The sequence below is a fragment of the Pseudomonas sp. FSL R10-1339 genome, from assembly GCF_009600545.1.
Lineage (GTDB): Bacteria > Pseudomonadota > Gammaproteobacteria > Pseudomonadales > Pseudomonadaceae > Aquipseudomonas > Aquipseudomonas bubulae.
Genome location: NZ_WIVQ01000067.1, coordinates 1 through 24,527, shown reverse-complemented (window position 1 = coordinate 24,527; position 24,527 = coordinate 1). Strand labels below are relative to the sequence as shown.

The window sequence follows — 24,527 nt, the reverse complement described above, 5'->3', positions numbered from 1 at the left end:
GCAGGCTCCCAGCTCACGCATCTGTTCGGCACACAGGGCCGGCACCACGCTCACGCCCAGCCCGCTGGCGACCATGCTGGGTGCCGACCAGGTGCTGGTGGCCGCAGGTGCCGAACGTGCGGCACCGGCCATCCCCGGCGCCGATCAGGACCATGTCTGGAGTGGCGACGAACTGCGCCGTTTGATGACGGGTGACCGTGCTGAAGAAATAGCCAAACGCAAACTGTCCTTCACCCAGCGTGCACTGATGAAGGCCGGCAGCCTGACTGGCGTTACTGACAGCCGTGAAGCCATGGAAAAACTGTCGCGGGTGTGGATGCCGCTGGGCAAGCGCGTGACCATTATCGGTGGCGGCCTGGTAGGCCTGGAGCTGGCGGAATTTTTGATTGCCCGCGGACGTCAGGTCACCGTACTGGAAAGCGGTACTCACCTGGGCCGGGAGCTGGCCATTGTGCGGCGCTGGCGGGTGCTGCATGAAATTCGTGTGCATGGCGGCGAGTTGATCACCGGGGCCAGCGTTACGGCGATCGACGGCCACAGCGTGCGCTATCAACTGGCCGATGGCACTTCGGCGCAGAGTGACGCCGACTCCGTGGTACTTGCCATCGGCGCCCAGCCCGATACCGGACTGCTCGACGAACTGACCCGAGCGGGGTTGAGCGCCAGCAGCATCGGCGACTGCCACAGTATCGGCTATATCGAAGGCGCAATCAGCGCCGGGCACAAAGCCGGACGCGAGGCCTAGCGGTTCATCTGTGGGAGCGGGCTTGCTCGCGATGCAGGCGGCGCGGTATAGCGGTTGAACCGCGTCGATGCCATCGCGAGCAAGCCCGCTCCCACAACCGCGATTACCAGGTTCTTTCCAACAAGCTGTCGAACATCGCCTGGGCCGCCGACGAAAGCTCATGGCCTGGCTTGGTCAAAACGCCAATGGCCCGCTCCACCACCGGCTCATGCAAGGTGATGCAGCAGGCTCCCAGCTCACGCATCTGTTCGGCACACAGGGCCGGCACCACGCTCACGCCCAGCCCGCTGGCGACCATGCGGCCCACCGTGGCCAACTGATGGCTTTCAAATTCAACCGGCAATTTCATCTGCCGCGCCTGCAAGTGTTCTTCCAGCAGCACCCTCACCGCAGACGGTCGTTGCAGAGTGATAAAGGGCTGTTCCAGCAGGGTCTGCCAGTCGATCAAGTCAAGCCCGGCCAGTGCCGAGTCACGGGGCACCACGGCGACAAAACGGTCCAGATACAGCGGGGTGAACGTCAGCGACGAAGCGCCTGCCGGCTCGAAGGCCACACCCAGCTCCACCTCCCGGTCACGCACCATCTCCAGTACCTGCTCGTTGATCACATCGTTGACCGTGACGTTGACCTTGGGATGCCGCGCGCGAAAATTTTTCACAATGGCCGGCAGCAAGTTGCCCGAAAAAGACGGGATGGCGGCCAGGGTGACGCGCCCGCGCTGCAGGGTGAAGCGCTGGCGCATTTGGTCTTCGACATTGTCCCAGTCAGCAATCAAACGCCGGGCCAGCGGCAACAGCGACTCGCCCTCCGGGGTCAGGGCGACATTGCGCGTGGTGCGACTGAACAATCGCCCGCCCAGGCCCTGTTCCAGCGCCTTGATGGTCAGGCTCAGGGCCGACTGGGACAAATGCAGACGTTCGCAGGCCACGGCAAAACTCAGGCTTTGGGCCACCGCAAGAAAGGCACGGATTTGTTTTACGGTCATGGCCAGGCCTCAGGCTTATTGATTTGTTTTATCTATTAATCCGACGCAAAAATCAACTTATCAAATCAATGATACGCAGTAACACTCATCACCAATGGCTGAGCACAGCCGGCGAACAATAAAAGAGGTGCATATGGCAGGTTTCGACAAGCGTGTGGCGTCCTATGAAGAAGCCCTGGCCGGGCTCAAGGATGGCATGACCGTGATCTCTGGCGGCTTTGGCCTGTGCGGCATCCCGGAGAACCTGATCAACGAGATAAAGCGCCAGGGCATCCGTGACCTGACCGTGGTATCCAACAACTGCGGAGTCGACGGTTTCGGCCTTGGCGTACTGCTGCAAGACCGTCAGATCCGCAAGGTCATTGCCTCGTACGTCGGTGAAAACGCCCTGTTCGAAAAACAGTTGCTCAGCGGCGAAATTGAAGTGGAACTGACCCCGCAAGGTACGCTCGCGGAAAAAATGCGCGCCGGCGGTGCCGGTATCCCGGCGTTTTTCACCGCTACCGGGGTCGGCACCCCGGTCGCCGACGGCAAGGAAACCCGTGAATTCAAAGGGCGTACCTATTTGATGGAAGAGTCCATCACCGGCGATTTTGCCATTGTCAAAGGCTGGAAAGCCGATCACTTCGGCAACGTGATTTATCGCCACACCGCGCAGAACTTCAACCCCCTGGCCGCCACGGCGGGCAGGATCACCGTGGTTGAAGTCGAAGAAATCGTCGAACCCGGCGAGCTGGATCCGACGCAGATCCACACTCCCGGCATCTACGTCGACCGGATCATTTGCGGCACGTTTGAAAAACGCATCGAACAGCTCACCGAGCGCGACTGATCCTCTGCCCACCCTGCCCCAAGCTTTTGAACCTGAGCACGGAGAACAAAAATGGCTCTTACCCGCGAACAAATGGCACAGCGCGTCGCCCGTGAAATGCAGGACGGTTTCTACGTTAACCTGGGTATCGGTATTCCGACCCTGGTTGCCAACTACATCCCCGAAGGCATGGAAGTCATGCTGCAATCGGAAAACGGCCTGCTCGGCATGGGTGCCTTCCCCCGCGTCGGTGAAGCCGACGCCGACATGATCAACGCCGGCAAGCAGACTGTGACTGCGCGCACCGGGGCGTCGATTTTTTCCTCGGCAGAATCCTTCGCAATGATCCGGGGTGGCCATATTGATCTGACCGTGCTCGGCGCATTTGAAGTCGATGTACAGGGCAATATCGCCTCCTGGATGATCCCCGGAAAACTGGTCAAGGGCATGGGTGGAGCGATGGACCTGGTGGCCGGTGCCGAGAACATCATCGTCACCATGACCCATGCGTCCAAGGACGGCGAGTCCAAACTGCTGGCGCGTTGCAGCCTGCCACTGACCGGCGCCGGATGCATCAAGCGCGTGCTGACCGACCTGGCCTATCTGGAAATCGACAACGGCGCCTTCATCCTCAAAGAACGTGCCCCGGGTGTCAGTGTTGAAGAAATCGTCAGCAAAACCGCCGGCAAACTGATCGTCCCCGAGCATGTGCCCGAGATGCAGTTTTAACCGAAATTCCTGTAGTTACTCTGTTACCGGTCAATGGCTCTTTGTAACAGCTGACTCGCAGCCTTCGTTCCTCGGCAGCGACTACAGAAACACTGCAACTGTGGGAGCGAGCCTGCTCGCGAAGGTCGTTCGCGAGCAGGCTCGCTCCCACAATAGGGCTTGACCTGCAACAGAGTATCTCCAGAGACTGCCAGCTCACTTTTTTTCAGGATTTTTCGCACAGGTTGTCAATTGTTGTGTGATGGTTGTGATCTGCTTGATCTTGTTTTTTAACTGATACGTTGAGTACATATCCGGCATTTGTGTCTAACTGGAATTTTGGTTTCGCCCTTACGGCGAGTCCCTTTTTGAAGGACCGAAAAGGAACCAAAAAGTCCTCGCCCCATCGTACGGCCTTCGCTACGCTCAGGTTCCCTCGCTCCGGTCCTGCTCCGTGGGCACGCCGCCACAGGCCATCCATGGCCCATCGCGGCTCTCCCGGCATCCATGCCGGTCGACCCACTCCACAGAACCTCCTCTCGGCCTCCCGGGAGGGCTGGCAGATCAAAAGCACTGCGCCACGAGGCGGCCGACCGGCCGGCCTGTTCGGTTCGTGTGTAGTTCCTCGGCAGCGACTACAGAAACACTCGCTCCCACAATAGGACTTTACCTGCAACAGAGTATCTACAGGTGCAAGCGTGATCCGAGTGTGAACTCTGAAGCCGCAGCGGCTGCAGGACTCAAGACTTCACACCTCGATTTTTTTACCCGGATTTGCCCGGGCCCAATCACCCGACCATCCGCAGCCACCGGTTGCATCAAGGCCAGCGGCTGATCGGTGGCGGTGTCCACCAACTGCGTGGGCTGTGACGGTGCGTCAAACACCAGCCATGGCCCTGCCCGCGTAGTCGTCTGCATCAAGGGCATGATTTGTCATGGCCGCTCACATATTTGTCCTGCTGCGATGAAGGCCGGTGGCTAGTCTTTTTCAAGACCACCACCCAAGCCGCAACCACTCATCGGAGCAAATCATGCTGACATACAACAAGGCTTGCAAATCGTCTCCAAATGGAGACAATCATTGATGAATCACGTGATACTGCAAACCATAATTTTTGCTGATTGGCTGCTGAATTTAAGAGACATGCGTGCACGGATCTCCATCGCCCGAAGAATTGACCGGGTATCAACCGGCAACTTGGGTGATTTCAAATCCGTGGGCAATGGCGTATCTGAGCTGCGCATTGATATCGGCGCAGGCTATCGGGTGTATTTCACCTTGCGCGAGGTCTCGATCGTGATTTTGCTGGCCGGGGGTGACAAGTCCACACAGCCTGGCGATATCCGCCAGGCGCATAGAATGGCAAAGGAGATTTAACATGACCACTACGCTACTGCCCTTCGACATGGCACAGCTGCTGAACAGCGATGAGGCCATCAGCGAATACCTGACTCAAGTGCTTGCCGACGGTGACACTGACGAACTGATCCGTGCCGTTGGCTACGTTGCAAAAGCTCGTGGCATGGGGCAAATAGCCAATGCCACCGGGCTTGGCCGTGCCAGTTTGTACAAGGCTTTCGCTGCGGGTGCCAAGCCCCGCTTTGAAACCGTGATCAAAGTGATGCACTCCCTGGGTATTGATTTGCAGGCTACAACCCAGGGCAACAGGCCTTGAATTAATGCGGCGCCTGCTCTTCCCTGACATCCGGAATGGTCAGAATTCGCTTCAACAGTTCTGCCGTCTCAACCCGGCTGGTTCTTTTGAACTCCACCGTGATGCTCTCGGTCCCCATGTCCGGCCCCTGCTCAACCACCACCTGCTTGAGTCGCGCAGCATCCTCACCGAGAAACTCCTCAAGGCTCTGGCGATTCACCACCCCAAGAGGGGCCACCAGCTTGATCACATGGACCTTTATATAATCGCGATAGCGGTGCTCGATAGGCCCGATGGCAATCAAAATGGCCAGAATCAACACGGTCGCAGCTACGCCCAGCACATACATGCCGCCGCCAATGGACATACCGATAGCCGCCACTGCCCACAGGCTAGCCGCCGTGTTCAAGCCCTTGATCACTTCACCGCGCATCATGATCGACCCGGCCCCGAGAAAGCCGATGCCGGTGACAATTTGCGCAGCAATCCGCGAAGGATCCAGTTGCGTGCCCGGCTGGGTCAGCGCCTGTTGGAAACCAAAGGCCGACACGGTCATAAACAAGCATGCCCCGGTCGCCACCAACATGTGCGTCCGCAAACCTGCTGTCCAGAATTGATGCTCGCGCTGCAAGCCAATCAAGCTGCCGAGCACCGCTGCCAGCAGCAAACGGCCAATCATTTCCCATTCTGAAATCATCCCAACCCCTCTAACCAGAGCATCTGCCTGCGCAGTAAGTGCCCACAGCATAGTCAAGGATCGGCACTGTGCCGGGCTGAGTTATTTGACCAGGCGCACTTCCTTGGATGGTCGATAGCCGAAATAGGCGCTGTAGCACTTGCTGAAATGACTGGGCGAGACAAACCCGCAGGCCACCAGGACATCGACTTGAGACAGCTCGGTGTGCTGCAGCAACCGCCGCGCTTCAGTGATGCGCAGTTCCAGGTAATAGCGCTGCGGCGTGGTACCCAGTTGCTCCTTGAACAGGCGCTCGAGCTGACGTCGGGACCGGCCGACATAAACCGCAAGCTGTTCAAGCTCCAGAGGGTCCTCGAGGTTGGCGTCCATCAGCTTGACCACTTCGCGCAAGGGCGCACTGACGCAGATATTTTCCGCCGGCTTGATCCTTCGGTAGCGTGACTCCTCGAACGCCAGAATATCCTCGATGCCTTCCACCAGTGCCTTGTCATGCAGGCTCTTGATCCAGCCCAGAGCCATCTGGAAGGCTCCGGCAGGACTGGAGGCGGTCATCCGGTCACGATCGATAACATAGGGTTCGCTGGTGACTTGCGCTGCCTTGGCCACTTCGGTCAGTGCCGGGCGATGCTCTGGGTGGATTGCGCAACGATAACCGTCCAGCACCCCGGCACTGGCGAGAAACCAGGCGCCGTTCCATAACCCGCCCAGCGTGATACCCGCACGCGCAGCCGCCCTGAGCAGGCTGCTCAACTCATCGTTGAGCTTCAACTCGGTCCGGTACCCCCCACAGATCACCAGCAGGTCCAGTTCATGGATCATCGCCGGATCAATACAGGCATCGGGACGGATCACCAAACCCAGATCGCTGACCACCTCACCGTCGCTCAAGCCATAGGTGCGCGAAGAAAACAAACCGGCACGCAGCAGGTTGGCGGTAATGATGGTGTCCAGCGCCTGGGTGAAGGCCGGCAGCGAGAAATGCTCCAGCAACACAAAACCGGTACGCACCATGGGCCCTGGCTCTATGGCACTGTCTTTGAGGTAGCGAAGGTTCTTGCCCTTCATGCCGGTGCTGAATTGACGTCGTTCGGTCAAGATTCGATCCGTTTCTTGTGTATTTATAAGGCGCAATGCTAACCGTAGGCAGGTGAAAAAGCTCCTGCCTCAGCTCTCCTGCTTCCCCTCCCTGATAGGCCGATACTCCCAGACCGCCTGGGAGTATCGGCCGATGCGCAACCTGACGCACAAACCCATAGTTGAGATCTGTCGCAATAAATCCCCAGCGGTCAGCTCTGTGACCGGAATCAGCCAGGAGAGCGTCATGGCTATCATCTTGAACAGCAGTATCACGGTCGATGAAACGAGCGGTTTGCAGAACGCCGCCACCTCCACCGATATCGAAGATATCAACGATAACGACATCACCGTCGCGGCCATCAATGGTACCGATGATACCGGCGACCTGCCCTTCGCATTCGAGTCCCGTCTGTTCACTCTGCTGGGCGCCACACCGGTCAAGAATGCGGCGCTGAGTGGCTATACCGGCGCCGCCGGCAACAACGGTGCCGACCTGATCACCATCACCGGTACCTACGCGGACCTGGCCTTTACCGATGCCCAGGGCAAGGCGCTGGGCGACCCGACCAACGCCAACAGCGGCTCGGACTGGAGCGGCCTGTATACCCTCGATGGCACCAGAATCTTTCTTTATACGGACACGACCAACAATATCGTGCTGGGCCGTGCCGGCACTGAAGGGGCGACACCCGCACCCGAGGACGACCTGGCAGATCCGGGCGGTACTCTTATTTTTGCTGCCTATCTGGAGGAAACCGCAACCGGGGCCAAGGTCTGGATGGTGCAGCAAGAACCGCTGCTGCACCCGGACACCGCCAACCCCGATGATGTGGTCGACATGACCAACCACCTCTGGGTAACCGCCAGCCAGGACCTGGCTTTTGATTTCGCCGGTTTGCCCTCCGGGCAGAACGGCTTTCTGATGTTCAAGGCAGGTGGCAGTACCACAGGCCTGATCGTTACCGGCATGGACCCGGATCAGGTACCTGCCAATCAGGCTGACACCGTCAATACCAGTCAGGGTGCCGGCCCTACCACCATCGGCACCAACAGCCAGGGGATCAAGGCTGGCGAAGGCATGATCTTCAGTTTTGTGAGCAACCCGGACGCGCGTTACACCGTGCCAGACCTGACCCATGGTGAGGCGACCAACGAAAGCAACATCCTGTTTGGCGGGCTCTTCGCGGCAAGCGGCGCAACCATTGTCATCGCCCAGGCCACCCCCCCGAAAACCTGTGCGGCCACTATCAGCGCCTTCACCACCGGCCTGGAGGTCGGATCGGCTTACTATGACGGCCTGCTTGACGGTAATGGCCATGCGGTAAACGGGGCAGACAATCTTGGCTATATCGCCAGTATCACGGTGATCGGTGCCAATGGTGTTGCCATCGCCGGTCTGACCGGGGTCACGACCAACACCACGCTCGGCAGCATCAGTGTGACCTTCAACACCAGCAATGGCGGCCTTGACCGCACCGCAACGATTGTCGGCTTCGAAGCCAACTTCTCCCTGCAATACACCGTTGATGGCACCCACAATCGCGTGGTAATTGAAAACAGCGGCACCGGCAACTCCACGTTCGATATCGGCGGTTTCCATCTGCCCAATGTGGTGGCCGTGCCTCAGGAAGTCGGCAGCCTGTTTAACTTTGAAGACGACGGCCCTGCCGCCGCGGGGCTGCCGGTAACGGCACTGGTGGATGAAGACAGTCTGATTGGCGGCATCGATGGCGGTGTCGGCGACGCGGGCCTGCTGGTTCCGGCATCGGCCTCAGGCACTGTGGCCACTGTATTCACATCCGGTACTGATGCGCCGGCAAGCTACTCCTTGTCCAACGACACTTCCGGCGTGCAAGTAGTTGACAGCGCCGCGACTGCGGTGGCGCTGGCCTCCAAGGGCGAGGCGGTTAAATATGACGTGATCGGCAACACCCTGTGGGGCTATGTCGGTGCCGCTGCTGAATACGTCGCCGCCACTGACCGCGCGGTGTTCAAGCTGGAGCTGACCAATACCTCTGACGGCAGCTATACCTTCACCCTTCTCGATCAACTCGACCACCCGGATACGGTGGGTGGCGACAACAGCGAAAACGAACTGCTGCTGCAGTTGGGTTCGGTGTTCAAGGTCACCGACAAGGATGGTGACTCGGTCACCGCTACGGCGCAGAAACTGGTAATCACCGTGGATGACGACACCCCGATCGCCACACTGAACCCGCTCACGGGGACGGTGGACGAAGACGGTGTGCTCGAAGGTGCGGCTAACGCTGGCCCAGGTGATGGTATCGCAGGCGGCACAGGTGATGTGGCCGGGGAAATCGTGCTTGCCACCGGCAATGTCAGTACCCTGTTTGCCTCCGGTGCGGACGAGCCACTGAGCTATTCGCTGACCACCAATGGCCTGTCAGCCCTGGGGCTGAAAAGCGCCGGGGTTACCGTGACCTATGCGGTCGCCTTTGATGCCATCAGCAGCACCTGGCTGCTCACTGCATCAGCCGGAGCAGGCAATACGGTGTTCACTTTCAGTCTGCACACAAGCACTGGCGCCTATGCCTTTACCCTGGTGGATCAACTCGATCATGCCGCCGGCCTGAACGAGAACGATCTGACCATCGCCCTTGGCACCACCATCAACGCTACCGACTTTGATGGCGACACGGTAACGGCAGCCGCCAACGGCCTGGTGATCACGGTGAACGATGATACCCCTGTCGCCACAGTCAATCAGCTCACCGGCAGCGTGGACGAGGACGGTGTGGTGGAAGGCACGGCTAACGCCGGCCCCGGCGATGGTATCGCCGGTGGTACCGGAGATGTGGCCGGGGAAATCGTATTGGCCAGCGGCAACGTCAGCACCCTGTTCCAGTCCGGCGCGGACGAAGCGCTGAGCTACTCGCTGACCACCAATGGCATGGCGGCCCTGGGTCTGCAAAGCGGCGGCGTGGCTGTCAGCTATGCGGTCGCCTTTGACGCAGGCAGCAACACTTGGCAGCTCACGGCCTCGGCCGGAGCAGGCAATACGGTGTTCACGTTCAGCCTGCACGCCGCAACCGGCGCCTATGCCTTTACCCTGGTGGATCAACTCGATCATGCCGCCGGCCTGAACGAAAACGATCTGAGCATTGCCCTCGGCACTGCCGTCAATGCCACTGATTTTGACGGCGACAGCGTGACCGCAGCGGCCAATGGCCTGGTGATAACGGTGAACGACGATTCACCGATCGCTTCCATCAATCAGCTCACCGGTACGGTGGACGAAGACGGTGTGGTGGAAGGCACGGCTAACGCCGGCCCCGGCGATGGCATCGCCGGTGGTAGCGGGGATGTGGCCGGGGAAATCGTATTGGCCAGCGGCAATGTCACTACCCTGTTCCAGTCGGGTGCAGACGAAGCCCTGAGCTATTCGCTGACCACCACCGGCATGGCAGCACTGGGCCTGATGAGCGGCGGCGTGGCCGTCACTTACGCGGTCGCCTTTGACGCAGGCAGCAGCACCTGGCTGCTTACGGCCTCGGCCGGAGCTGGCAATACGGTGTTCACCTTCAGCCTGCATGCAACCACGGGTGCTTATGCCTTCACTCTGGTGGATCAACTCGACCATGCCGCCGGCCTGAACGAGAATGATCTGACCATCGCCCTCGGCACCACCCTCAACGCCACCGACTTTGACGGCGACAGCGTGACGGCAGCGGCCAACGGCCTGGTAATCACCGTGAACGACGATACCCCGGTCGCATCGATCAATCTGCTCACCGGCACGGTGGACGAAGACGGTGTACTTGAAGGCGCGGCCGACTCTGGCCCCGGTGATGGTATCCCGGGCGGTACGGGGGACGTGGCCGGGGAAATCGTATTGGCCAGCGGCAATGTCAGCGCCCTGTTCCAGTCCGGGGCAGACGAGCCGCTGAGTTATTCCCTGACCACCAACGGCCTGACGGCACTGGGCCTGAAAAGCGGCGGGGTCAACGTGACCTATGCCACTGCCTATGACGCGGGCAGTAACACCTGGTTGCTGACCGCTTCTGCCGGGGCCGGCAATTCGGTGTTCACCTTCAGCGTGCAAGCGGCGACAGGGGCCTATGCCTTTATGCTGCTCGATCAACTCGACCATGCCGCCGGCCTGAACGAGAACGACCTGAACATCGCTCTGGGCACAGCGATCAACGCCACGGACTATGACGGCGACAGCATCACGGCCGCCGCCAACGGCCTGCTGATTACCGTGGATGACGACTCGCCCGTGGTCACCGCCAAGTCCAATGTGGTTTATGCCAACTCCAGCAACCCGACTCCTGGCGGCACTGGCGTATTCGCCTACGACATCGGCGCGGATGAGCGCCTGGGGACGGTCTACAGCTCTGCAAACAGCGACCTGTCCGTGAGCATGGGAGACAGCACGGTGGGCACCACCGCCATCAGCAACAAAGTGGTGACATGGGCCTCGGAGTCAGACACCAGTGCGGTGTTCAACCTCTCTTTCACCTATGTTTCCAACAACCCGACGCTGGGCGCGCTGACCAACGCAACCGGCACCATGACCTTTGACAAGGTGGCAGACACCTACACCCTGAGCCTGACGGACGATATCGACAGCTTCAGCATCCTGAAAACCTCCGCAGCACAAGGCTTCACCGGCTACAACATTGGCGGCACAACGCCAATCAACCAGCAACCGCCGGTGTCGGTGGCCAAGCTGGCCGACGACTTCTTTGTGCAGTTCAGCGGTTTCGCCGAACAGGGTTCAGGCACCGGTGCCAATAACATCATGGCCGGTGGCAACAGCGCCTTCGTCCCCGGTGAGCTGTTCTCTGCCGCAACCTCCTGGGTCAGTGTTTCCGGGACCGCCGCCGGCGTGGCCGGTGACACCATCCAGCAAGGCGAGGTAATGGACCTGGACTTCTTCACCGCCAGCCCGTTCGGTGATACAGCCGCAGCGCCCACAGCCACCAGCAAAGGGATCTACGTCAAGTTCGACGGCATCGGCAGCGAGGACCTGGTACTGGTGCTCAAGCTTATCGATCCTGACGACAACAGCCAGATCACCCGGGCGATCATTGTCGACAGCGAAGACATCATCATTAAAAACGCCTCGACTTCACCCAATAACTTCCATCCGATTGCCAACCCCGCAGCCTACGGGATCACCCTGGATCAGAACGACGGTGCGGTGATTATCGAGAGCAACGACTACAACTTCGGCAGCGAGAACTACCTGATCCAGGGCCTGCAGGTGCTGGATTCCACCGAGGGTGTTAGCGGTAGCGGCTACAACCTCAATGGCAATGTGGGCGTCAGCGGGGCCAGTACCGGCAACACCTTGACCTTCAGCAACGAGTCTGGCGAGGGCAGTAAAAGCAACCCTGTAGAAGCCGGTGAAGCGGGAACCTGGGATGGCGATGTGATCAAGATCACTGATCTGGGTTTTGTCACCTCGACCACCCCGGATGCCCATCTGGCCTTCAACGTCGTGGTGACGGATGCGGATGCCGATTCAACCGCAGCCCAGACCCTGAATGTGACCATCGAAGGGGACAAGACCTTCACCGGTGGTGTGGGGGCCGACACCTTCAACTTCAGCGGCCTGGATACCGATGGCTCACTGACTGCGGCAACGACAATGATCTCCTCCGGCTTCACTTCCGGGGTGGACACGCTGAACTTCCCGACCGCAGGCACAGGGGCGAACTATATGGAAGTGGCGGCCCCCGCGGCCAACGTGGCAGCCTTTATCACCGCCGCCGATACGGCGCTCAATGGCAGCACCAACTACTACTTTGGCGTCGTTGGAGGCGACGGCTATCTGGCATACGACGGTGATGGCACGGGGATCACCGGCATTATCAAGTTGGTGGGTGTGACGGATATCGCCCCGACTGACATTGTGTAAATGTCGCAACAGGTAAAAAGGCCTGGCTCCCACAAGGAGCCAGGCCTTTTTTGTCGGGCCTTTATTTGCTGTCAAACAACCCGTGCTTGATTGCGTACATCAGCAAGTCCGTACGGTTGATCAGGTCAAGCTTCTGGTAAATGTTGCTCAGATGGTTATGCACGGTGTGCTCGCTGATGCCCAGGCTTCCGGCGATGCTCATGTACTTGGCCGAGGGCTCACCCACGATGGCGCGAATCAGCTCTCTCTCGCGCAAGGTCAGACGCGATTGTTTCTCCAGTTCCAGATTGTGTTTCAAGGCCGTATTCCCGCTCGCAGCATAGTCGCACAGGCCGCCGGTCCAGGCCCTGTTGAGCCCGGTGTCTCGATGGTGGACCTTGATGATGGCAAGGATGATCGACTCGGTCGGGTCTTCCGCCAGTACGATGCCACGAGCACCCGCTTCCATTGCCTGGGTTGCGGGTATGACCTCGTACAGCCCTTTGAGCACCAGCACTTTAATCCCGGTACTGCGGGTGAGTTGGGTGATGACCGCCAGCGGGTTCAGCGCGTCCGGAAAGAAGCTAAAAAATATGACATGGGGTCGTAACTGATCGGCAAGGTCAAGCGCATGGGTATAGGTGGTGGCCTGGCCACTCACTTCCATTTGAGGCTTCCTGGCATTGATCAAGTCGTGAAGACCTCTGAGAACAAGCGGGCGACAGTCGATCAGCATCACACGTATGGGTTTTCTGAGGGGGGGCATTACCTTCCTGACTCCCTTGAACCATCAATCACCTCTACCCGCTGCCCGTTCGAGTAGAAGCAAAAACAATCAGGAGTACTTATCAATAGCTTGCGCCTGTTGATGTTCTTCCTCGGGCTGTCTGGTAAGTCTAGGACAGACCTGCGTGCTGCCCCGCCTGCCAGAACGGCAATCGGGCAATCCGTTTTTTAATCAGGCACCTCGTGTTTATTCCTGCATGCGGCCAGCAGACCACGCAAATCAAGGCCTTAGGCGTGCTGCAGGGGGGACGCGACATGTATGACAGGCATCATGCGTGTCAAAAAAACAGACAGATGGTGTAACACCAGGTTAACAGATAAGCACAAGGTCAATTAAATGGCGTTATCGCGGATCCGCAATGTCCGCCGCCGGACTGCCCGGATTCAGCCACAGATTCACGCTTGCAACACTTTCACCAGGTGGCTTGCCCGCCCAGCGATTGAGCGTAATGACATTGGTGACGAAGTCGTACTGGGTCTTGAGCAAATCCCGATGAGCCCGGTATTCGTTACGCACACTGGTCAGCACATCGACGGCATTCACCATCCCGTAACCGAACGCTTTTTCTGCAGCGGCTCTGGACAACTGTGCCGAAGCCAGGGCATGGCGACTGGCACTGATCTTCTCTGCGCTGGTATCGGCCGTCAGGTAGGCGCTGGTGATTTCCTTGACCACCCGCCGCTGTACCGACTCCAGCTGTTGCTCGGCCGCGATCTGATCCTGATACAGCCCGCGCACCCGTGCCGAGGTCGAGCCGCCGCTGTATATCGGTACCTGCAGGCCGATCCCGGCCACATAACTGTCGGTGCGCGGCACCAGGGCATTGTTATAGCCTTCGTTGGACTGCTGCGCGCTGAGGGTCAGGCTCAGAGTCGGATAGTGCCCGCCCTTGCCGCTACGCAAGGCCGCGCCAGCCACCTCTACCCCGCTTTCATTGGCCTTGAGTGCCGGGTTTTGCGCAACCCCTTCGCGCACCCAGCTTTCCAGGCTCTGCGTCGAAACCCGTAACTGCACATCGTCGCGCACGCGACTGAGCTTCTCCTTGACCGGCCGTCCGACGATCTCGGCCAGCGCCGCGCGACTGACGCTGACCTGGTTACGGGCATCCAGGACCTGCGCTGCCAGGCCGTCGACACGGGCCTTGAGGTCCAGCTGATCGGTAATCAGGGCCAGCTGTTTGGCGTACAGCGCGTTGACCCGGTCCAGGCTTTTTTGCGTGGTACGCAGCTCGGCCTGAATCAGTTCGAGTTCATCTTCGGCGGCCAATACCGTGAAGTACCGCCGGGCCAGCTCCACCGTGGCCTCGGACTGAGCCTCCAGGGCTTCGGAATCGGACTGTTTGGCCATGCTTTTGAACTTCTGGTAATTCTCCCAGGTGGACTTGTTGTACAGATACTGACGCAATACCAGACTGTAGACTTCACTGTCGAAACTCTGCTGCACCAGCTCGTTTTCCTGGTGAATCCGGTTGACCCCGGCGTTGAGCGATACCTGCGGCAACAGGGTGCCCATGGCTTCACGCTGGTACTCCTGCCCTGCTTGCGCCCGCGCACGGGAGGCCAATATTCGCGGGTCCTGCAAACGGGCCTCGCGATACAACTGCATCAGGTCAGTGGTGAATGTCGATGCGCTGACCCCTTGCGCCGCTGGCACTGCGCCTTGCGCAAGGGCAACCCCCGCGGCAAGCCCGAACAAACCACCCAGCACGCGTGCAGTCACTTGCATGATCACTCCTCAATCATCGATTGTGAGAGGGCATTGCGCGCCGGTTGCATCAGGTAGTGCAGCAGAGTGCGCTGCCCGGTGATGATCAACACGTCCGCCGGCATGCCCGGCAGCAACTTGCGTTCTCCCAAGGTGTGCTCACCGGCTTTGGTCACCTTGACCCGGGCGAGGTAATAACCGGCCCCGGTTTTTTCATTGATCAGCCGGTCTGCCGAAACACTGCTGACCTCGCCTTCGATCACCGGTGTGGTGGCGCTGTTGAACGCGCCAAAACGAATATCGGCACGCCTGCCGATGGCAACACGATCAATGTCCACCGGCGCCACCTGGGCCTCAATAACCAGCCCCGACACTGACGGTACGATGTCCAGCAACGGGGTCGCCGGGCGCACCACGCCGCCAATCGTATGCACGGTCATGCCGATCACCATGCCCGCTTCAGGGGCACGAATCACGATATGGCCCAGGCGGTCTTCCAGGGCGCTGGCGCGCTCCTGCAGGTCGTAAATTTTGCTCTGGACCTCTGCCAGTTGCTTGACCACTTCGGCATTGAAGTCCTTGTCGATCTGCAGGATCTGCAGCCGGGTTTCATTGATCTGCAAGCGGCTGGTGGTGATTGCGGAACGGTGCTCGACCACTTCCGACCTGAGCAGTTGGCGCTTGCGTTCCTGCTCGAGCAGACGCTGTTTGTCGACAAAGCCCTGGGCCAGCAGGTCGGTCAATTCGACAATTTCACCACTGTAGGACCTGTCCAGATGCCCCTTGGCGCCGATAATCGCCTGGGTGCCATTGATCTGTTCATTCAACTGGTCAATGCGCTCTTGCAGCACGGCAATCTGCCCCAGGCGCGAGCCTCGCTGGGCGTTGAATACCCGGATTTCGCCCTGGCGCGCTTCGCCGCCCCGCTGGATGTCGGCTGTGGCCAGCGGAGCAAAAGCAATCTCGGGCAGATTGTCGCGCTCTGCCACAAGCCGGGCTTCCATGGCTTTGGCGGCAATCAGTTGCCCACGGGTCATCTGGTATTCGAAGCGCAGCGGCGTATCGTCGAGAATGATCAGCGGGTCATCCTGTTTGACGGTATCACCGTCATGTACCAGCACCTCTTTGACGATGCCGCCTTCAAGGTGCTGTACCGTTTTGCGATACGCCTGCACGGTCACCACACCCGGTGCATAGGCCGCGCCATCAAGCGGCGCGAACGCAGCCCAGGTGCCGAACACGCCGAAAGTCAGCACCACAATGACAAAACCCAGGCGTCGGATTTTTCGATCGCTAGTGGTCAGTTCGGCAAAGTTGTCAGTTGATGGAATTGGGATCATGGGGTTCATCGGAACCGTCCTTGCCGTTAGCCACCGCCGCCATGGCGGTTTCAGCCTGCATGGTCTGTTTTGGCGCCTGCTGTGCGTTGAACTCCGTCAGCACGAGCTCACGCGGCCCGAACAGACTGAGGCCGCCGTTGCTCATCACCATGAGCCGGTCAAGCTGGGACACAATATTGGTGCGATGGGTAATCACAAACAGGGTGGCACCTGACAGCCTGATCCTGTGAAGGGCAGCTATCAGGGCTCGGTCACCGACTTCGTCGAGATTGGAATTGGGCTCATCGAGGATGATCAGCCGCGGGCTGCCGTACAGGGCGCGAGCCAGCCCTATGCGCTGGCGCTGCCCGCCGGAAAGTACCACGCCGTCACCACCAATCACGGTGTCGTAGCCATCGGGCAACAACAGGATCATGTCGTGAACACCGGCCGTGGTGGCCGCAAGAATGACTTTCTCGGAATCGACCCGGGTAAAACGGGCAATGTTGTCGCTGACGCTGCCTTCGAACAGCTCGATGTCCTGGGGCAAGTAGCCGATATGGGGCCCCAGTTCATGTTTATCCCAGGCGCTGATATCCGCGCCATCCAGGCGCACCACACCTTGCAGCGGTGCCCAGATGCCCAGCAGCGCCCTGGCGAGGGTAGACTTGCCCGCCGCACTGGGGCCGATAATGCCGACCACGCAACCGGCCGGCACACTGAAACTGATGTTCTTGATGATGGCAATATTCGAGCCGGGAGCCGCAACGGTCAGGTTCTCAACCTGCACGTCCCCCTTGGGCGCCGGTAATGACATGCGCTCGGGCTGAGCCTGTTGGCTGGCCAGGATCGCGTTAAGCCGGGCGTACTGCGAGCGCGCCGCAATAAAGCCTTTCCAGCTGCCGATAATCAGATCAATGGGTGCCAGTGCCCGGCCCAGCAGCACCGACCCGGCAAACACCAGCCCTGCCCCCACCTGATGATCAACGGCCAGATAGGCCCCCAGTCCGAGAATCAGCGATTGCACCAGAATCCGGAACGACCTGGACAGGGTGCTGATCATGGCCCCTTTATCGCTGGCCCGGGATTGCAGCAACAGCACATTTTTTTGCCGGGTCCACCAACGGTCCATCAAGGTTTCAAGCATGCCCATGGATTCGATGACTTCGGCATTGCGCAGGTTTTTCGTGGTGTAGAGCGAAGCGCCAATATGCTCCTTGTTGGCCTGGGCCAGCGTCGGCCCGGTCAATCTTTCATTAACAAACGCAAGCAACAGCAACAACAGCGCACTGCCCGTCGCCACCCAGCCAAACCAGGGGTGAAACATAAACATCACGGCGATATAGATGGGTAGCCAGGGGGCATCAAAAAAGGCAAACAAGCCGTTACCGGAGAGAAACTGACGCAAGCCGGTCAAGTCATTCAGCGGTTGGGCCGAGGCGTCCATCCCGCCGCTTTCCAGGGCCCGCTTGAAACTGGCCTTGTAGACCTGGCGGCTGAGCAGCATGTCCAGGCGGTTGCTGACCCGGACCATGATCCGTGATCGGGTCCACTCAAGGCAGCCGAGGGTGATCACCAGACCGGTCATGATCAGCGTCAACATGCTGAGGGTGGTCAGGCTGCCGCTGGTGATCACGCGCCCATAGACCTGCAACATATAGAACGTGGGAACCAGCATTAACGCATTGATAAAGAAGCTGAAAAAACCAACGGAGAGAAAGCTTTCCCGGCAGGCTTTCAACGCAGTGTGCAGGCTGTTTTCAGATGGGCTACGCATTGAAAATTCCAGCTTTGAAAGCCTTCATTAGTAAAGCGTAGATCATGCCCGGGCGGTGTGCTTAGCGTGGCGCGGCACGAAAACTTCACTGACAGACAAAGTCTGACAGACCAACACACAGGCAATCCCCCACGGGGCAAAAACTCACTGCCGGGCCACTGGGGCAAACATTCAGTTACGAACAGTCGTCTTGAATTTATTCATATCCGGAGTAGGCTGGATTTATACCTGTATCGGAGGCAGTCATGCATCTAGTCGCCCAAAATCCTGAGCCCGACATCACCAGCGGCGATGCAGGTCGTGTTGCCCTGACCTTTTTCTTCAGCCTGATGGAGCACTGGGGTTGCACCAAGGATCAACAGTGCACCCTGCTCGGCGCCATTGGTAATACCACCTACTTCAAATACAAAAAACTGCCGAACGTGCGCTTGCCCCACGACACTCTGGAACGCATTTCGTACTTGATGGGCGTACACAAAGCTCTGCGCATCCTGTTCAGCAACAAGCCTGAGCGGGCCTACGAATGGGTACACAAACCCAACACCGCAGCGCCCTTTAATGGCCAGAGCGCCCTGGGCTACATGCTCGCCGGTCAGGTGGTCGATCTGGCAGACGTGCGTCGTTATCTGGATGGAGTACGCGGCTGATGCCAGATGCAGTGCTGCCTGAATGGACCAAGGCTTACCGCATCATCAATAGCGCCTTCCCGCCCATCTCGGTATTTGAAGACACCCTGAATCCAGCAGATCTTGAAATCGCCTTCGTCCTCGAAAGCCTGACCAATGACCGCCTGCGTGACCAGGCAGGCGTGCTGCAACGGGTAACGCCAGAAGACCGTCTGTGCGGCGAAGGCTCGACGCCGATAATGGCCGCCTTTACCCATATTGGCCGGGCCAGTCGTTTTACCGATGGCACTTATGGTGTGTACTACTGTGCCAACAGCCTCGAGGCCGCCATTGCTGAGACCTGCTTTCATCAGGAACAATTCTGGCGGGCCACCCGGGAAGCCAGTATTGAAATCACCCTGCGCACCTATATCAATCGCGTGGTAAAGCCGATGATCGATATACGTGGCGTTGCCCGACTGCACGATCCTTCACCTGCCCGATATGGCCTGCCCCAGGCCTTCGCCCGGCCATTGCGGGCAGATGGCGCCTGGGGCCTGCTGTACAACAGCGTGCGCCTGACCGGCCACGAATGCGTGGCTGCGTTTCGCCCTCCGGCACTTTCACTACCGGTTCAAGGCCAGCATTTGAGATATGTATGGGATGACAAGGCGCAGGCGATTACCTGGGTCCTGCAGCTCAGCGAAGTGCCAAGATAAGGCCAGGGATTCCGGCGAACGGGTCACCTGATCGATTTCTTCAGCCCAGCCTTTGAAGTCCCTGGACTGCAGGCTGTGAACCGCAGGGAAAACCGTGCTTTGCACAAGCCCATGCTCGGCGTGACCAGCGCGTGGCAGGTTTTGCCAGCAACCTTCAGAGGGTGTATTGCTTGAACAGTTCCTCTTTGATGATCAACAGCGCATCTTCGTAGTAGCGCTCGCCGCGAGCCTCACTGAGCAATACCGAGCGCACACTGCCCTCGCCTTCGGCGGGCGTGTGTTCGCAGGTCAGGTAGAACTCGGCGGTTTCAGGTTTGAATTCCAGGTAGTAGAACAATTCGCGACCTTCGCGGTGCCAGTAGCCGATTTCTCTGCGCATAGGGGTTCCTTGGTTAGCCAGATGAAAAGCCCCTCACCCTAACGCGCTGCGGCAGGGAGAGGGGACTTGATTGGGAGACGCTAAAGTTTGTTTGCTGGTTGCGGCCTGTTCCCTCTCCCTCCTGCAGAGGGCAGCAAACCCGCAATCCTTTCCAGCGCCACTTTCAAAGCCTGGACACTGGCAGCCGCCGTCAGGCTGATGCGCACCGCATGGCCAGCGCTGGACTTCACCGCAAATACATCCGCCGGCACCACCTCAACGCCAACGGCGCGACACCCCTCGGCGCCGTCTTCCACAGTCACCCAGATATGCGGTGATGGCGTCTCTGTCTGATACATCGCAGCCCCCAAAAACTTTTTTGCCAGACGCCAGCGCCGGCTCACTTCCAGGGTTTGCCACTCCAGCCGCGCTTGTGCTGTGCCATCACTGATCCATTGGCAGGCGATGGCCTGGCACAGCGGCGATACCCCCCAGTGCGCCGACTGCGCATAGGGATCAATACGCGCCAGCAGCTGTGGGTTAGCCACAATCCAGCCCAGGCGCACTCCCGCCGCAACGGTCTTGGACAAACTGGTGACCAGCACTGCGAGCTCGGGCAAAAAGCGGTACAACGGCGAGCTGTCGGTCAGCGCACCATAGACATCGTCTTCAATCACCTGCACACCATGGCGTCGGGCAATATCGGCAATCGCCAGCCTGCGCTCAACGCTCATCACCGCCGAAGTCGGGTTTTGCAGGGTCGGGGTCAGTATGGCAACCCGCGCACCCGTGGCGCGGATCATCCGGTCAAAGTCCTGCGCCAGGATCCCTTCCCGATCCATCGCGACGCCATGCATGGGCAAACGCAACTGTGCGCAGGCAGCCTTGATTCCCGGCGCAGTAAAGGCTTCAACCAGTACCGCATCGCCTGCCTGGCATAACGACAGCAGCACCGTAAACAGCCCTTGCTGGGCGCCGGTGCAGAGCATGATGTTGTCCACGCTCAAGTCCAGCCCGCGGCCCTTGAGCCAGGCCGCGCCCTGTGCCCGTGCCTGCAACAGATCCGCAGCGCTCAAATAACCCTGCAAGCGGATCGCCTGGTTACTGTCGAGCAACCAGGACAAGGCCAACCCATCCTCTTCGCCAAGATGGTCAATGGCGGGCAGGTTGGTTCGCAGGTCGATACGGGGTGTCTGCTCATCGGCGTGTTGCAGCCTGAACAGCGTCGCCTCCTGGCTGCTGGCCAGCACATAGGTACCACGCCCTACCTCACCCGAAACCAGATGCCGCCTGGCCGCCTCGCGATAAGCCTGCATCGTGGTACTGGGGTTCCAGCCCAGCGCCCAGGCCAGACGCCGCTGGGGTGGCAAACGTGCACCGGGTTGCAGTTCGCCGCAGGCGATGGCCCGGGTGATTGCATCGACCAGCGCAAGATAGCGCGGCTGGTCTGTGTCATTGAGGGTTGGCATCCACATTTATTGTTGGCCATGCAATATAAGGGTCGGCCCATACAATGCGTCGTGCCTAGAATCGAGTCAAATCCCTCGATGACGGTGTGCCATGTTTGATTTGAATGCCCTTCGCCTTGCAGCCCATACCGTGCACCAGACCCTGGCGCCCACACCGCAACTGGCCTGGCCTTTGCTGACCGAACGCATGGGTTGCACGGTATGGGTCAAGCATGAAAACCACACGCCCACCGGTGCCTTCAAAGTGCGCGGCGGCCTGTTGTATGTGCAGGGTTTGCTGGCCCGCGAACCGGGCACCAAAGGCCTGGTCACAGCCACACGCGGCAATCACGGCCAGAGCCTCGCACTGGCAGGGCGCAGCGTAGGCCTTCCAATCCGGATCGTGGTGCCGGAAGGCAACTCGGTGGAAAAGAATGCCGCCATGCGGGCCCTCGGCGCTACCGTGATTGAATGCGGCAAGGATTTTGACGAGGCCCGCACCCATGCGGCGGTGCTGGCACACACTTATAAATTGCACCTGGTCCCCGCCTTCCATCCCGACCTGATTCGCGGCGTGGCCACTTATGCGCTGGAGTTGCTAGAAGCAGTGGAAGAACTGGACACAGTGTATGTCCCCATCGGCATGGGCTCGGGAATTTGCGGGCTGATCCAGGCCCGAGACTTGCTGGGCCTGAAGACCGAGATTGTCGGTGTGGTGTCCGCGCACGCCGATGCTTATGCGCAAAGTGTCGAGCAGGGCCTTGTGGTCTGCACCGATTCGGCCCACACGTTTGCTGACGGACTGGCTTGTCGCCAACCGCTGCCCGAGGCGCTGGAAATTATTGCCAAGGGCGCGGCGCGGGTGATTCGGGTGTCCGACCAGCAGATCGCCCATGCGATTCGGGTCTACCATGAAACCACCCATAACACCGCTGAAGGCGCAGGCGCCGCCGCGCTGGCCGGCCTGATCAGCGAGCGCTCAAGGCAAAAAGGGCGCCGGGTTGCACTGATCCTGAGCGGCGCCAACATTGACCGCCTGCTGTATGCCGCCATTCTGGCCAACAGCGCTGACGCATGACCTAAAGGAGTGTGTATGCAGTACCTGATTCGCCGCGCCACACCGGGCGATGCCCAGGCCATCAGCAAGGTGGTGATTGCCGCCTTGCGCGAATCCAATGCCCGGGACTATTCCCCCGAGGTGATCACCCGGATCGGGCAGAACTTCAGCCCGGCCTCGATTCTGAAGTTGATGCAGCAGCGCCAGATGTACGTGGCCGTACACGAACACCATGTAGTGGGAACTGCCAGCCTGGATCACGCGGTGGTGCGCAGTGTGTTCGTCAATCCGGGCCATCAGGGCCGAGGCATAGGCCAGCAATTGATGGCACGCATCAAGGAGGCGGCCATTGTTGCGCAGATTCAGGAGCTGCGGGTACCCTCCTCGCTTACGGCCGAGTCCTTCTACGCGCAACTGGGCTTTGCGAAAGTACGCGACGAGTTCCATGGGGACGAGCGCACCGTGATCATGGCCCTGCGTCTGGACGACTAAATCCCGGGGCAGCTATGCTGAGCCTGATGACTTCTTCTGCGTCGCTGCGCTCACCCTGCCCACCCGGCGCCTGCATCTGCGAGCGGGAGCAACTGTTGGCGACACCTGGCACCGACCTGCGCATCCTCAACCTCACGCGTCAGGCCGAGAAAGTGCTGATCGAGCGGCTGGAAAACCTGAAAAGCTTCGACGATCTTGAACATATGCAGCGCCGCATGCACGAGCAACTGGGCATTGAAGTGCTGATCGACCCCGGCGTCACAGAAGTGCGTACCATGCGAGGCATTGCGATACACCTCGCCGAGCAACCGGGCCTGTGCCGAAAAACCCGACAGGCAATCCCGGCCGCCATCCGCCGGGCGCTGGAGAAACGACCTGAAATTGCCTGGAAACTGCTGGATGGTCACGGCTTGTTTAGCGACCCCTGAATCGGCTCTGAACAAGGGCTTTAACCCCGGAAAAGGTCATATTTTGCGGCATATGAACAAATTCGCTTGCCATAACCCGAATCTCTGCCCTATAAGCGCGTCTTTTAAATTAACTGAGTCATACCAATGAGTGCCGGATTCACCGAGGACGACATGCGCAGAGCGCTCGGCCTTGATCTGCCTGCTGCCCCGGTTCAACCTGAAGTTGAACCGGCTCCTGCCAAAACCATCCCTGCTCCGAAAAAAGCTGCGGCACCTGCCAAAGCGCCATCACCTGTGCCGAAAAAGCGCAGCGGGCCTGTCCTGCGCGTCACCATGCGGGTGACCAAGGTGTTTGACGGCGATGAAAGCCTGTTTGTCCATGACTCCAAGGATTTGAGCCGATTCAACGCCGAGCAAGAGGCGAAAAAAGCCCTGGCCAAGGCTGGCTTTAAATACTTTGAACTCGAGTCTATTGTTTCGGTGGACTGAGTCTGCCGCAGACCGCCCGTTTTGCCGCCACACCAAGGAGCCCGAACATGCAATCGCAACCCCTGAACGCCAGCGACTTTGACGTGATCGAAAACACTCTGCTCAAATACGGCGACGATCACTCCGTGCTCAACCCTTCGGAGCTCGACGGTTATTTCACCGCACTGGTTTCAAGCCCGACTCAGGTGGATATCGCCGACTGGTTCCCGGCAATCTGGGGCGGTCAGAACCCGACCTGGGAAAACCCTGAGGAAGCCAAACAGTTCATCGAACTGAGCGTTCGCCATATCAATACCCTGGCCCGGCAACTGGCTGAGGACAGCAGCGCATTTGTTCCGCGTTTCGAGCAGACCGAACATCTGGGCCAGGATGTAACCCTGGCGGAAGAATGGTGTTTTGGTTACACCCGTGCGGTGGCCATCAGCAACTGGCCAGCACTTCCGGCGCCGCAAGCACGCTTGCTCCAGGCCATCGCCGACTGCGCCGAGCAGGACAACTTCGAACTGCCCGACGACCTTGACGTTGCCGCCCACCAGCAAAGCGTTGCCGCCATTGCCCCTGCGGCCCGGGCGCTGCATGACTTCTGGTTGAGCCAGCGCTGAGCTCGGCGAAGCTGATTTTGATTTTGTAGCAGCTGCCGAAGGCTGCGTCCGGCGGCGAAGCCGCCGTAAAATCAGCCACCGCGATTATCCAGATAAACCTTGCACTGCGCATTTACGATCGCTTCGCAATCGGACGCAGCCTTCGGCAGCTTGTGTCTAAAGAAAGGAATAAAGTCTGGGGTGAGAGCGGTGAATGGCAGGTTGTTCGGCAGCAGT

22 protein-coding genes and 1 pseudogene are annotated in these 24,527 nt (G+C 59.4%); 13 read left to right on the top strand and 10 right to left on the bottom strand.

Going from position 1 to position 24,527, the window contains the following annotated elements; all coding sequences use genetic code 11:
• Positions 1–70 precede the first annotated feature (70 nt).
• Positions 71–745, top strand: a pseudogene (locus GHO03_RS17480) (FAD/NAD(P)-binding oxidoreductase); the annotation flags it as partial.
• A 103-nt stretch (positions 746–848) separates the two neighbouring features.
• Here GHO03_RS17480 and GHO03_RS17475 read toward each other — a convergent pair.
• A complete protein-coding gene (locus GHO03_RS17475; RefSeq protein ID WP_095000429.1) occupies positions 849–1,730 on the bottom strand; it encodes a LysR family transcriptional regulator in 882 nt (293 codons plus the stop codon).
• Positions 1,731–1,863: 133 nt separating this feature from the next.
• On the opposite strand from GHO03_RS17475, the gene GHO03_RS17470 reads away from it, so the two are divergent.
• A complete protein-coding gene (locus GHO03_RS17470; protein WP_095020044.1) occupies positions 1,864–2,562 on the top strand; it encodes a CoA transferase subunit A in 699 nt (232 codons plus the stop codon).
• A 51-nt stretch (positions 2,563–2,613) separates the two neighbouring features.
• Entirely contained in the window at positions 2,614–3,270 is a 657-nt protein-coding gene (locus GHO03_RS17465; RefSeq protein ID WP_095000431.1) for a CoA transferase subunit B, read from the top strand.
• A gap of 663 nt (positions 3,271–3,933) precedes the next feature.
• On the opposite strand, the gene GHO03_RS25590 is transcribed toward GHO03_RS17465, so the two are convergent.
• Entirely contained in the window at positions 3,934–4,176 is a 243-nt protein-coding gene (locus GHO03_RS25590; RefSeq protein WP_240043207.1) for a hypothetical protein, read from the bottom strand.
• Between the two features lie 157 nt (positions 4,177–4,333).
• On the opposite strand from GHO03_RS25590, the gene GHO03_RS17455 reads away from it, so the two are divergent.
• Both GHO03_RS17455 and GHO03_RS17450 read left to right on the top strand, forming a co-directional pair.
• On the top strand, positions 4,334–4,627 hold the full coding sequence (locus GHO03_RS17455) for a type II toxin-antitoxin system RelE/ParE family toxin (protein ID WP_153400258.1): 294 nt from the start codon (positions 4,334–4,336) through the stop codon (positions 4,625–4,627).
• A 1-nt stretch (position 4,628) separates the two neighbouring features.
• Positions 4,629–4,925, top strand: a complete 297-nt coding sequence (locus GHO03_RS17450; RefSeq protein ID WP_095000433.1) for an addiction module antidote protein — start codon at positions 4,629–4,631, stop codon at positions 4,923–4,925.
• A gap of 1 nt (position 4,926) precedes the next feature.
• On the opposite strand, the gene GHO03_RS17445 is transcribed toward GHO03_RS17450, so the two are convergent.
• Together GHO03_RS17445 and GHO03_RS17440 are read right to left on the bottom strand one after the other, a co-directional pair.
• Positions 4,927–5,601 carry an MgtC/SapB family protein gene (locus tag GHO03_RS17445; RefSeq protein WP_095000434.1) on the bottom strand — a complete coding sequence of 225 codons (675 nt, stop codon included), beginning with the start codon at positions 5,599–5,601 and terminating at the stop codon, positions 4,927–4,929.
• 81 nt (positions 5,602–5,682) lie between these two features.
• Positions 5,683–6,696: a GlxA family transcriptional regulator gene (locus GHO03_RS17440; RefSeq protein WP_170943701.1), complete on the bottom strand. Its 1,014-nt coding sequence runs from the start codon at positions 6,694–6,696 to the stop codon at positions 5,683–5,685.
• 226 nt (positions 6,697–6,922) lie between these two features.
• On the opposite strand from GHO03_RS17440, the gene GHO03_RS17435 reads away from it, so the two are divergent.
• On the top strand, positions 6,923–12,565 hold the full coding sequence (locus GHO03_RS17435; protein WP_178110326.1) for a DUF5801 repeats-in-toxin domain-containing protein: 5,643 nt from the start codon (positions 6,923–6,925) through the stop codon (positions 12,563–12,565).
• A gap of 61 nt (positions 12,566–12,626) precedes the next feature.
• Here the strand turns inward: GHO03_RS17435 and GHO03_RS17430 are convergent, their stop codons facing one another.
• The 4 genes from GHO03_RS17430 to GHO03_RS17415 all read right to left on the bottom strand — a co-directional run bounded on the left by GHO03_RS17430 (position 12,627) and on the right by GHO03_RS17415 (position 18,131).
• A complete protein-coding gene (locus tag GHO03_RS17430; protein ID WP_153400256.1) occupies positions 12,627–13,310 on the bottom strand; it encodes a response regulator transcription factor in 684 nt (227 codons plus the stop codon).
• A gap of 363 nt (positions 13,311–13,673) precedes the next feature.
• Positions 13,674–15,056: a TolC family outer membrane protein gene (locus tag GHO03_RS17425; RefSeq protein WP_095026496.1), complete on the bottom strand. Its 1,383-nt coding sequence runs from the start codon at positions 15,054–15,056 to the stop codon at positions 13,674–13,676.
• Positions 15,057–15,058: 2 nt separating this feature from the next.
• Positions 15,059–16,384, bottom strand: a complete 1,326-nt coding sequence (locus GHO03_RS17420) for an HlyD family type I secretion periplasmic adaptor subunit (protein WP_095039082.1) — start codon at positions 16,382–16,384, stop codon at positions 15,059–15,061.
• A complete protein-coding gene (locus GHO03_RS17415; protein ID WP_153400255.1) occupies positions 16,353–18,131 on the bottom strand; it encodes a type I secretion system permease/ATPase in 1,779 nt (592 codons plus the stop codon). Before GHO03_RS17415 ends, GHO03_RS17420 begins: the two co-directional genes overlap by 32 nt.
• Positions 18,132–18,376: 245 nt before the next feature.
• Here GHO03_RS17415 and GHO03_RS17410 point away from each other — a divergent pair, with 245 nt between their 5' ends.
• Entirely contained in the window at positions 18,377–18,778 is a 402-nt protein-coding gene (locus GHO03_RS17410; protein WP_095000440.1) for an MbcA/ParS/Xre antitoxin family protein, read from the top strand.
• Positions 18,778–19,455 (top strand): RES family NAD+ phosphorylase, encoded by a 678-nt coding sequence (locus tag GHO03_RS17405; RefSeq protein WP_153400254.1) that lies wholly within the window; start codon positions 18,778–18,780, stop codon positions 19,453–19,455. Before GHO03_RS17410 ends, GHO03_RS17405 begins: the two co-directional genes overlap by 1 nt.
• Before the next feature lie 154 nt (positions 19,456–19,609).
• Here GHO03_RS17405 and GHO03_RS17400 read toward each other — a convergent pair whose 3' ends face one another.
• Together GHO03_RS17400 and GHO03_RS17395 are read right to left on the bottom strand one after the other, a co-directional pair.
• Entirely contained in the window at positions 19,610–19,834 is a 225-nt protein-coding gene (locus tag GHO03_RS17400) for a hypothetical protein (protein WP_095000442.1), read from the bottom strand.
• Positions 19,835–19,914: 80 nt separating this feature from the next.
• Positions 19,915–21,288 (bottom strand): PLP-dependent aminotransferase family protein, encoded by a 1,374-nt coding sequence (locus GHO03_RS17395; RefSeq protein ID WP_153400253.1) that lies wholly within the window; start codon positions 21,286–21,288, stop codon positions 19,915–19,917.
• 85 nt (positions 21,289–21,373) lie between these two features.
• Between GHO03_RS17395 and GHO03_RS17390 the strand changes: the two genes are divergently transcribed.
• From GHO03_RS17390 to GHO03_RS17370, 5 genes are all read left to right on the top strand, one after another.
• Positions 21,374–22,339: a threonine dehydratase gene (locus tag GHO03_RS17390; RefSeq protein WP_153400252.1), complete on the top strand. Its 966-nt coding sequence runs from the start codon at positions 21,374–21,376 to the stop codon at positions 22,337–22,339.
• Positions 22,340–22,354: 15 nt separating this feature from the next.
• Entirely contained in the window at positions 22,355–22,810 is a 456-nt protein-coding gene (locus GHO03_RS17385; protein WP_153400251.1) for a GNAT family N-acetyltransferase, read from the top strand.
• A gap of 26 nt (positions 22,811–22,836) precedes the next feature.
• Positions 22,837–23,238, top strand: coding sequence for a hypothetical protein (locus tag GHO03_RS17380; protein ID WP_095000642.1), 402 nt, complete (start codon positions 22,837–22,839; stop codon positions 23,236–23,238).
• Positions 23,239–23,364: 126 nt separating this feature from the next.
• A complete protein-coding gene (locus GHO03_RS17375) occupies positions 23,365–23,709 on the top strand; it encodes a hypothetical protein (RefSeq protein WP_095000446.1) in 345 nt (114 codons plus the stop codon).
• Between the two features lie 47 nt (positions 23,710–23,756).
• Positions 23,757–24,311: a UPF0149 family protein gene (locus tag GHO03_RS17370; RefSeq protein ID WP_153400250.1), complete on the top strand. Its 555-nt coding sequence runs from the start codon at positions 23,757–23,759 to the stop codon at positions 24,309–24,311.
• The last annotated feature ends 216 nt before the right edge of the window (positions 24,312–24,527 follow it).

Excerpts from the sequence above, each read along its gene's own strand:
- GHO03_RS17475 (WP_095000429.1), bottom strand. The coding sequence starts at position 1,730 with ATGACCGTAAAACAAATCCGTGCCTTTCTTGCGGTGGCCCAAAGCCTG.
- GHO03_RS17470 (WP_095020044.1), top strand. The coding sequence starts at position 1,864 with ATGGCAGGTTTCGACAAGCGTGTGGCGTCCTATGAAGAAGCCCTGGCC.
- GHO03_RS17465 (WP_095000431.1), top strand. The coding sequence starts at position 2,614 with ATGGCTCTTACCCGCGAACAAATGGCACAGCGCGTCGCCCGTGAAATG.
- GHO03_RS25590 (WP_240043207.1), bottom strand. The coding sequence starts at position 4,176 with ATGCCCTTGATGCAGACGACTACGCGGGCAGGGCCATGGCTGGTGTTT.
- GHO03_RS17455 (WP_153400258.1), top strand. The coding sequence starts at position 4,334 with ATGAATCACGTGATACTGCAAACCATAATTTTTGCTGATTGGCTGCTG.
- GHO03_RS17450 (WP_095000433.1), top strand. The coding sequence starts at position 4,629 with ATGACCACTACGCTACTGCCCTTCGACATGGCACAGCTGCTGAACAGC.
- GHO03_RS17445 (WP_095000434.1), bottom strand. The coding sequence starts at position 5,601 with ATGATTTCAGAATGGGAAATGATTGGCCGTTTGCTGCTGGCAGCGGTG.
- GHO03_RS17435 (WP_178110326.1), top strand. The coding sequence starts at position 6,923 with ATGGCTATCATCTTGAACAGCAGTATCACGGTCGATGAAACGAGCGGT.
- GHO03_RS17430 (WP_153400256.1), bottom strand. The coding sequence starts at position 13,310 with ATGCCCCCCCTCAGAAAACCCATACGTGTGATGCTGATCGACTGTCGC.
- GHO03_RS17425 (WP_095026496.1), bottom strand. The coding sequence starts at position 15,056 with ATGCAAGTGACTGCACGCGTGCTGGGTGGTTTGTTCGGGCTTGCCGCG.
- GHO03_RS17420 (WP_095039082.1), bottom strand. The coding sequence starts at position 16,384 with ATGAACCCCATGATCCCAATTCCATCAACTGACAACTTTGCCGAACTG.
- GHO03_RS17415 (WP_153400255.1), bottom strand. The coding sequence starts at position 18,131 with ATGCGTAGCCCATCTGAAAACAGCCTGCACACTGCGTTGAAAGCCTGC.
- GHO03_RS17410 (WP_095000440.1), top strand. The coding sequence starts at position 18,377 with ATGCATCTAGTCGCCCAAAATCCTGAGCCCGACATCACCAGCGGCGAT.
- GHO03_RS17405 (WP_153400254.1), top strand. The coding sequence starts at position 18,778 with ATGCCAGATGCAGTGCTGCCTGAATGGACCAAGGCTTACCGCATCATC.
- GHO03_RS17400 (WP_095000442.1), bottom strand. The coding sequence starts at position 19,834 with ATGCGCAGAGAAATCGGCTACTGGCACCGCGAAGGTCGCGAATTGTTC.
- GHO03_RS17395 (WP_153400253.1), bottom strand. The coding sequence starts at position 21,288 with ATGTGGATGCCAACCCTCAATGACACAGACCAGCCGCGCTATCTTGCG.
- GHO03_RS17390 (WP_153400252.1), top strand. The coding sequence starts at position 21,374 with ATGTTTGATTTGAATGCCCTTCGCCTTGCAGCCCATACCGTGCACCAG.
- GHO03_RS17385 (WP_153400251.1), top strand. The coding sequence starts at position 22,355 with ATGCAGTACCTGATTCGCCGCGCCACACCGGGCGATGCCCAGGCCATC.
- GHO03_RS17380 (WP_095000642.1), top strand. The coding sequence starts at position 22,837 with ATGACTTCTTCTGCGTCGCTGCGCTCACCCTGCCCACCCGGCGCCTGC.
- GHO03_RS17375 (WP_095000446.1), top strand. The coding sequence starts at position 23,365 with ATGAGTGCCGGATTCACCGAGGACGACATGCGCAGAGCGCTCGGCCTT.
- GHO03_RS17370 (WP_153400250.1), top strand. The coding sequence starts at position 23,757 with ATGCAATCGCAACCCCTGAACGCCAGCGACTTTGACGTGATCGAAAAC.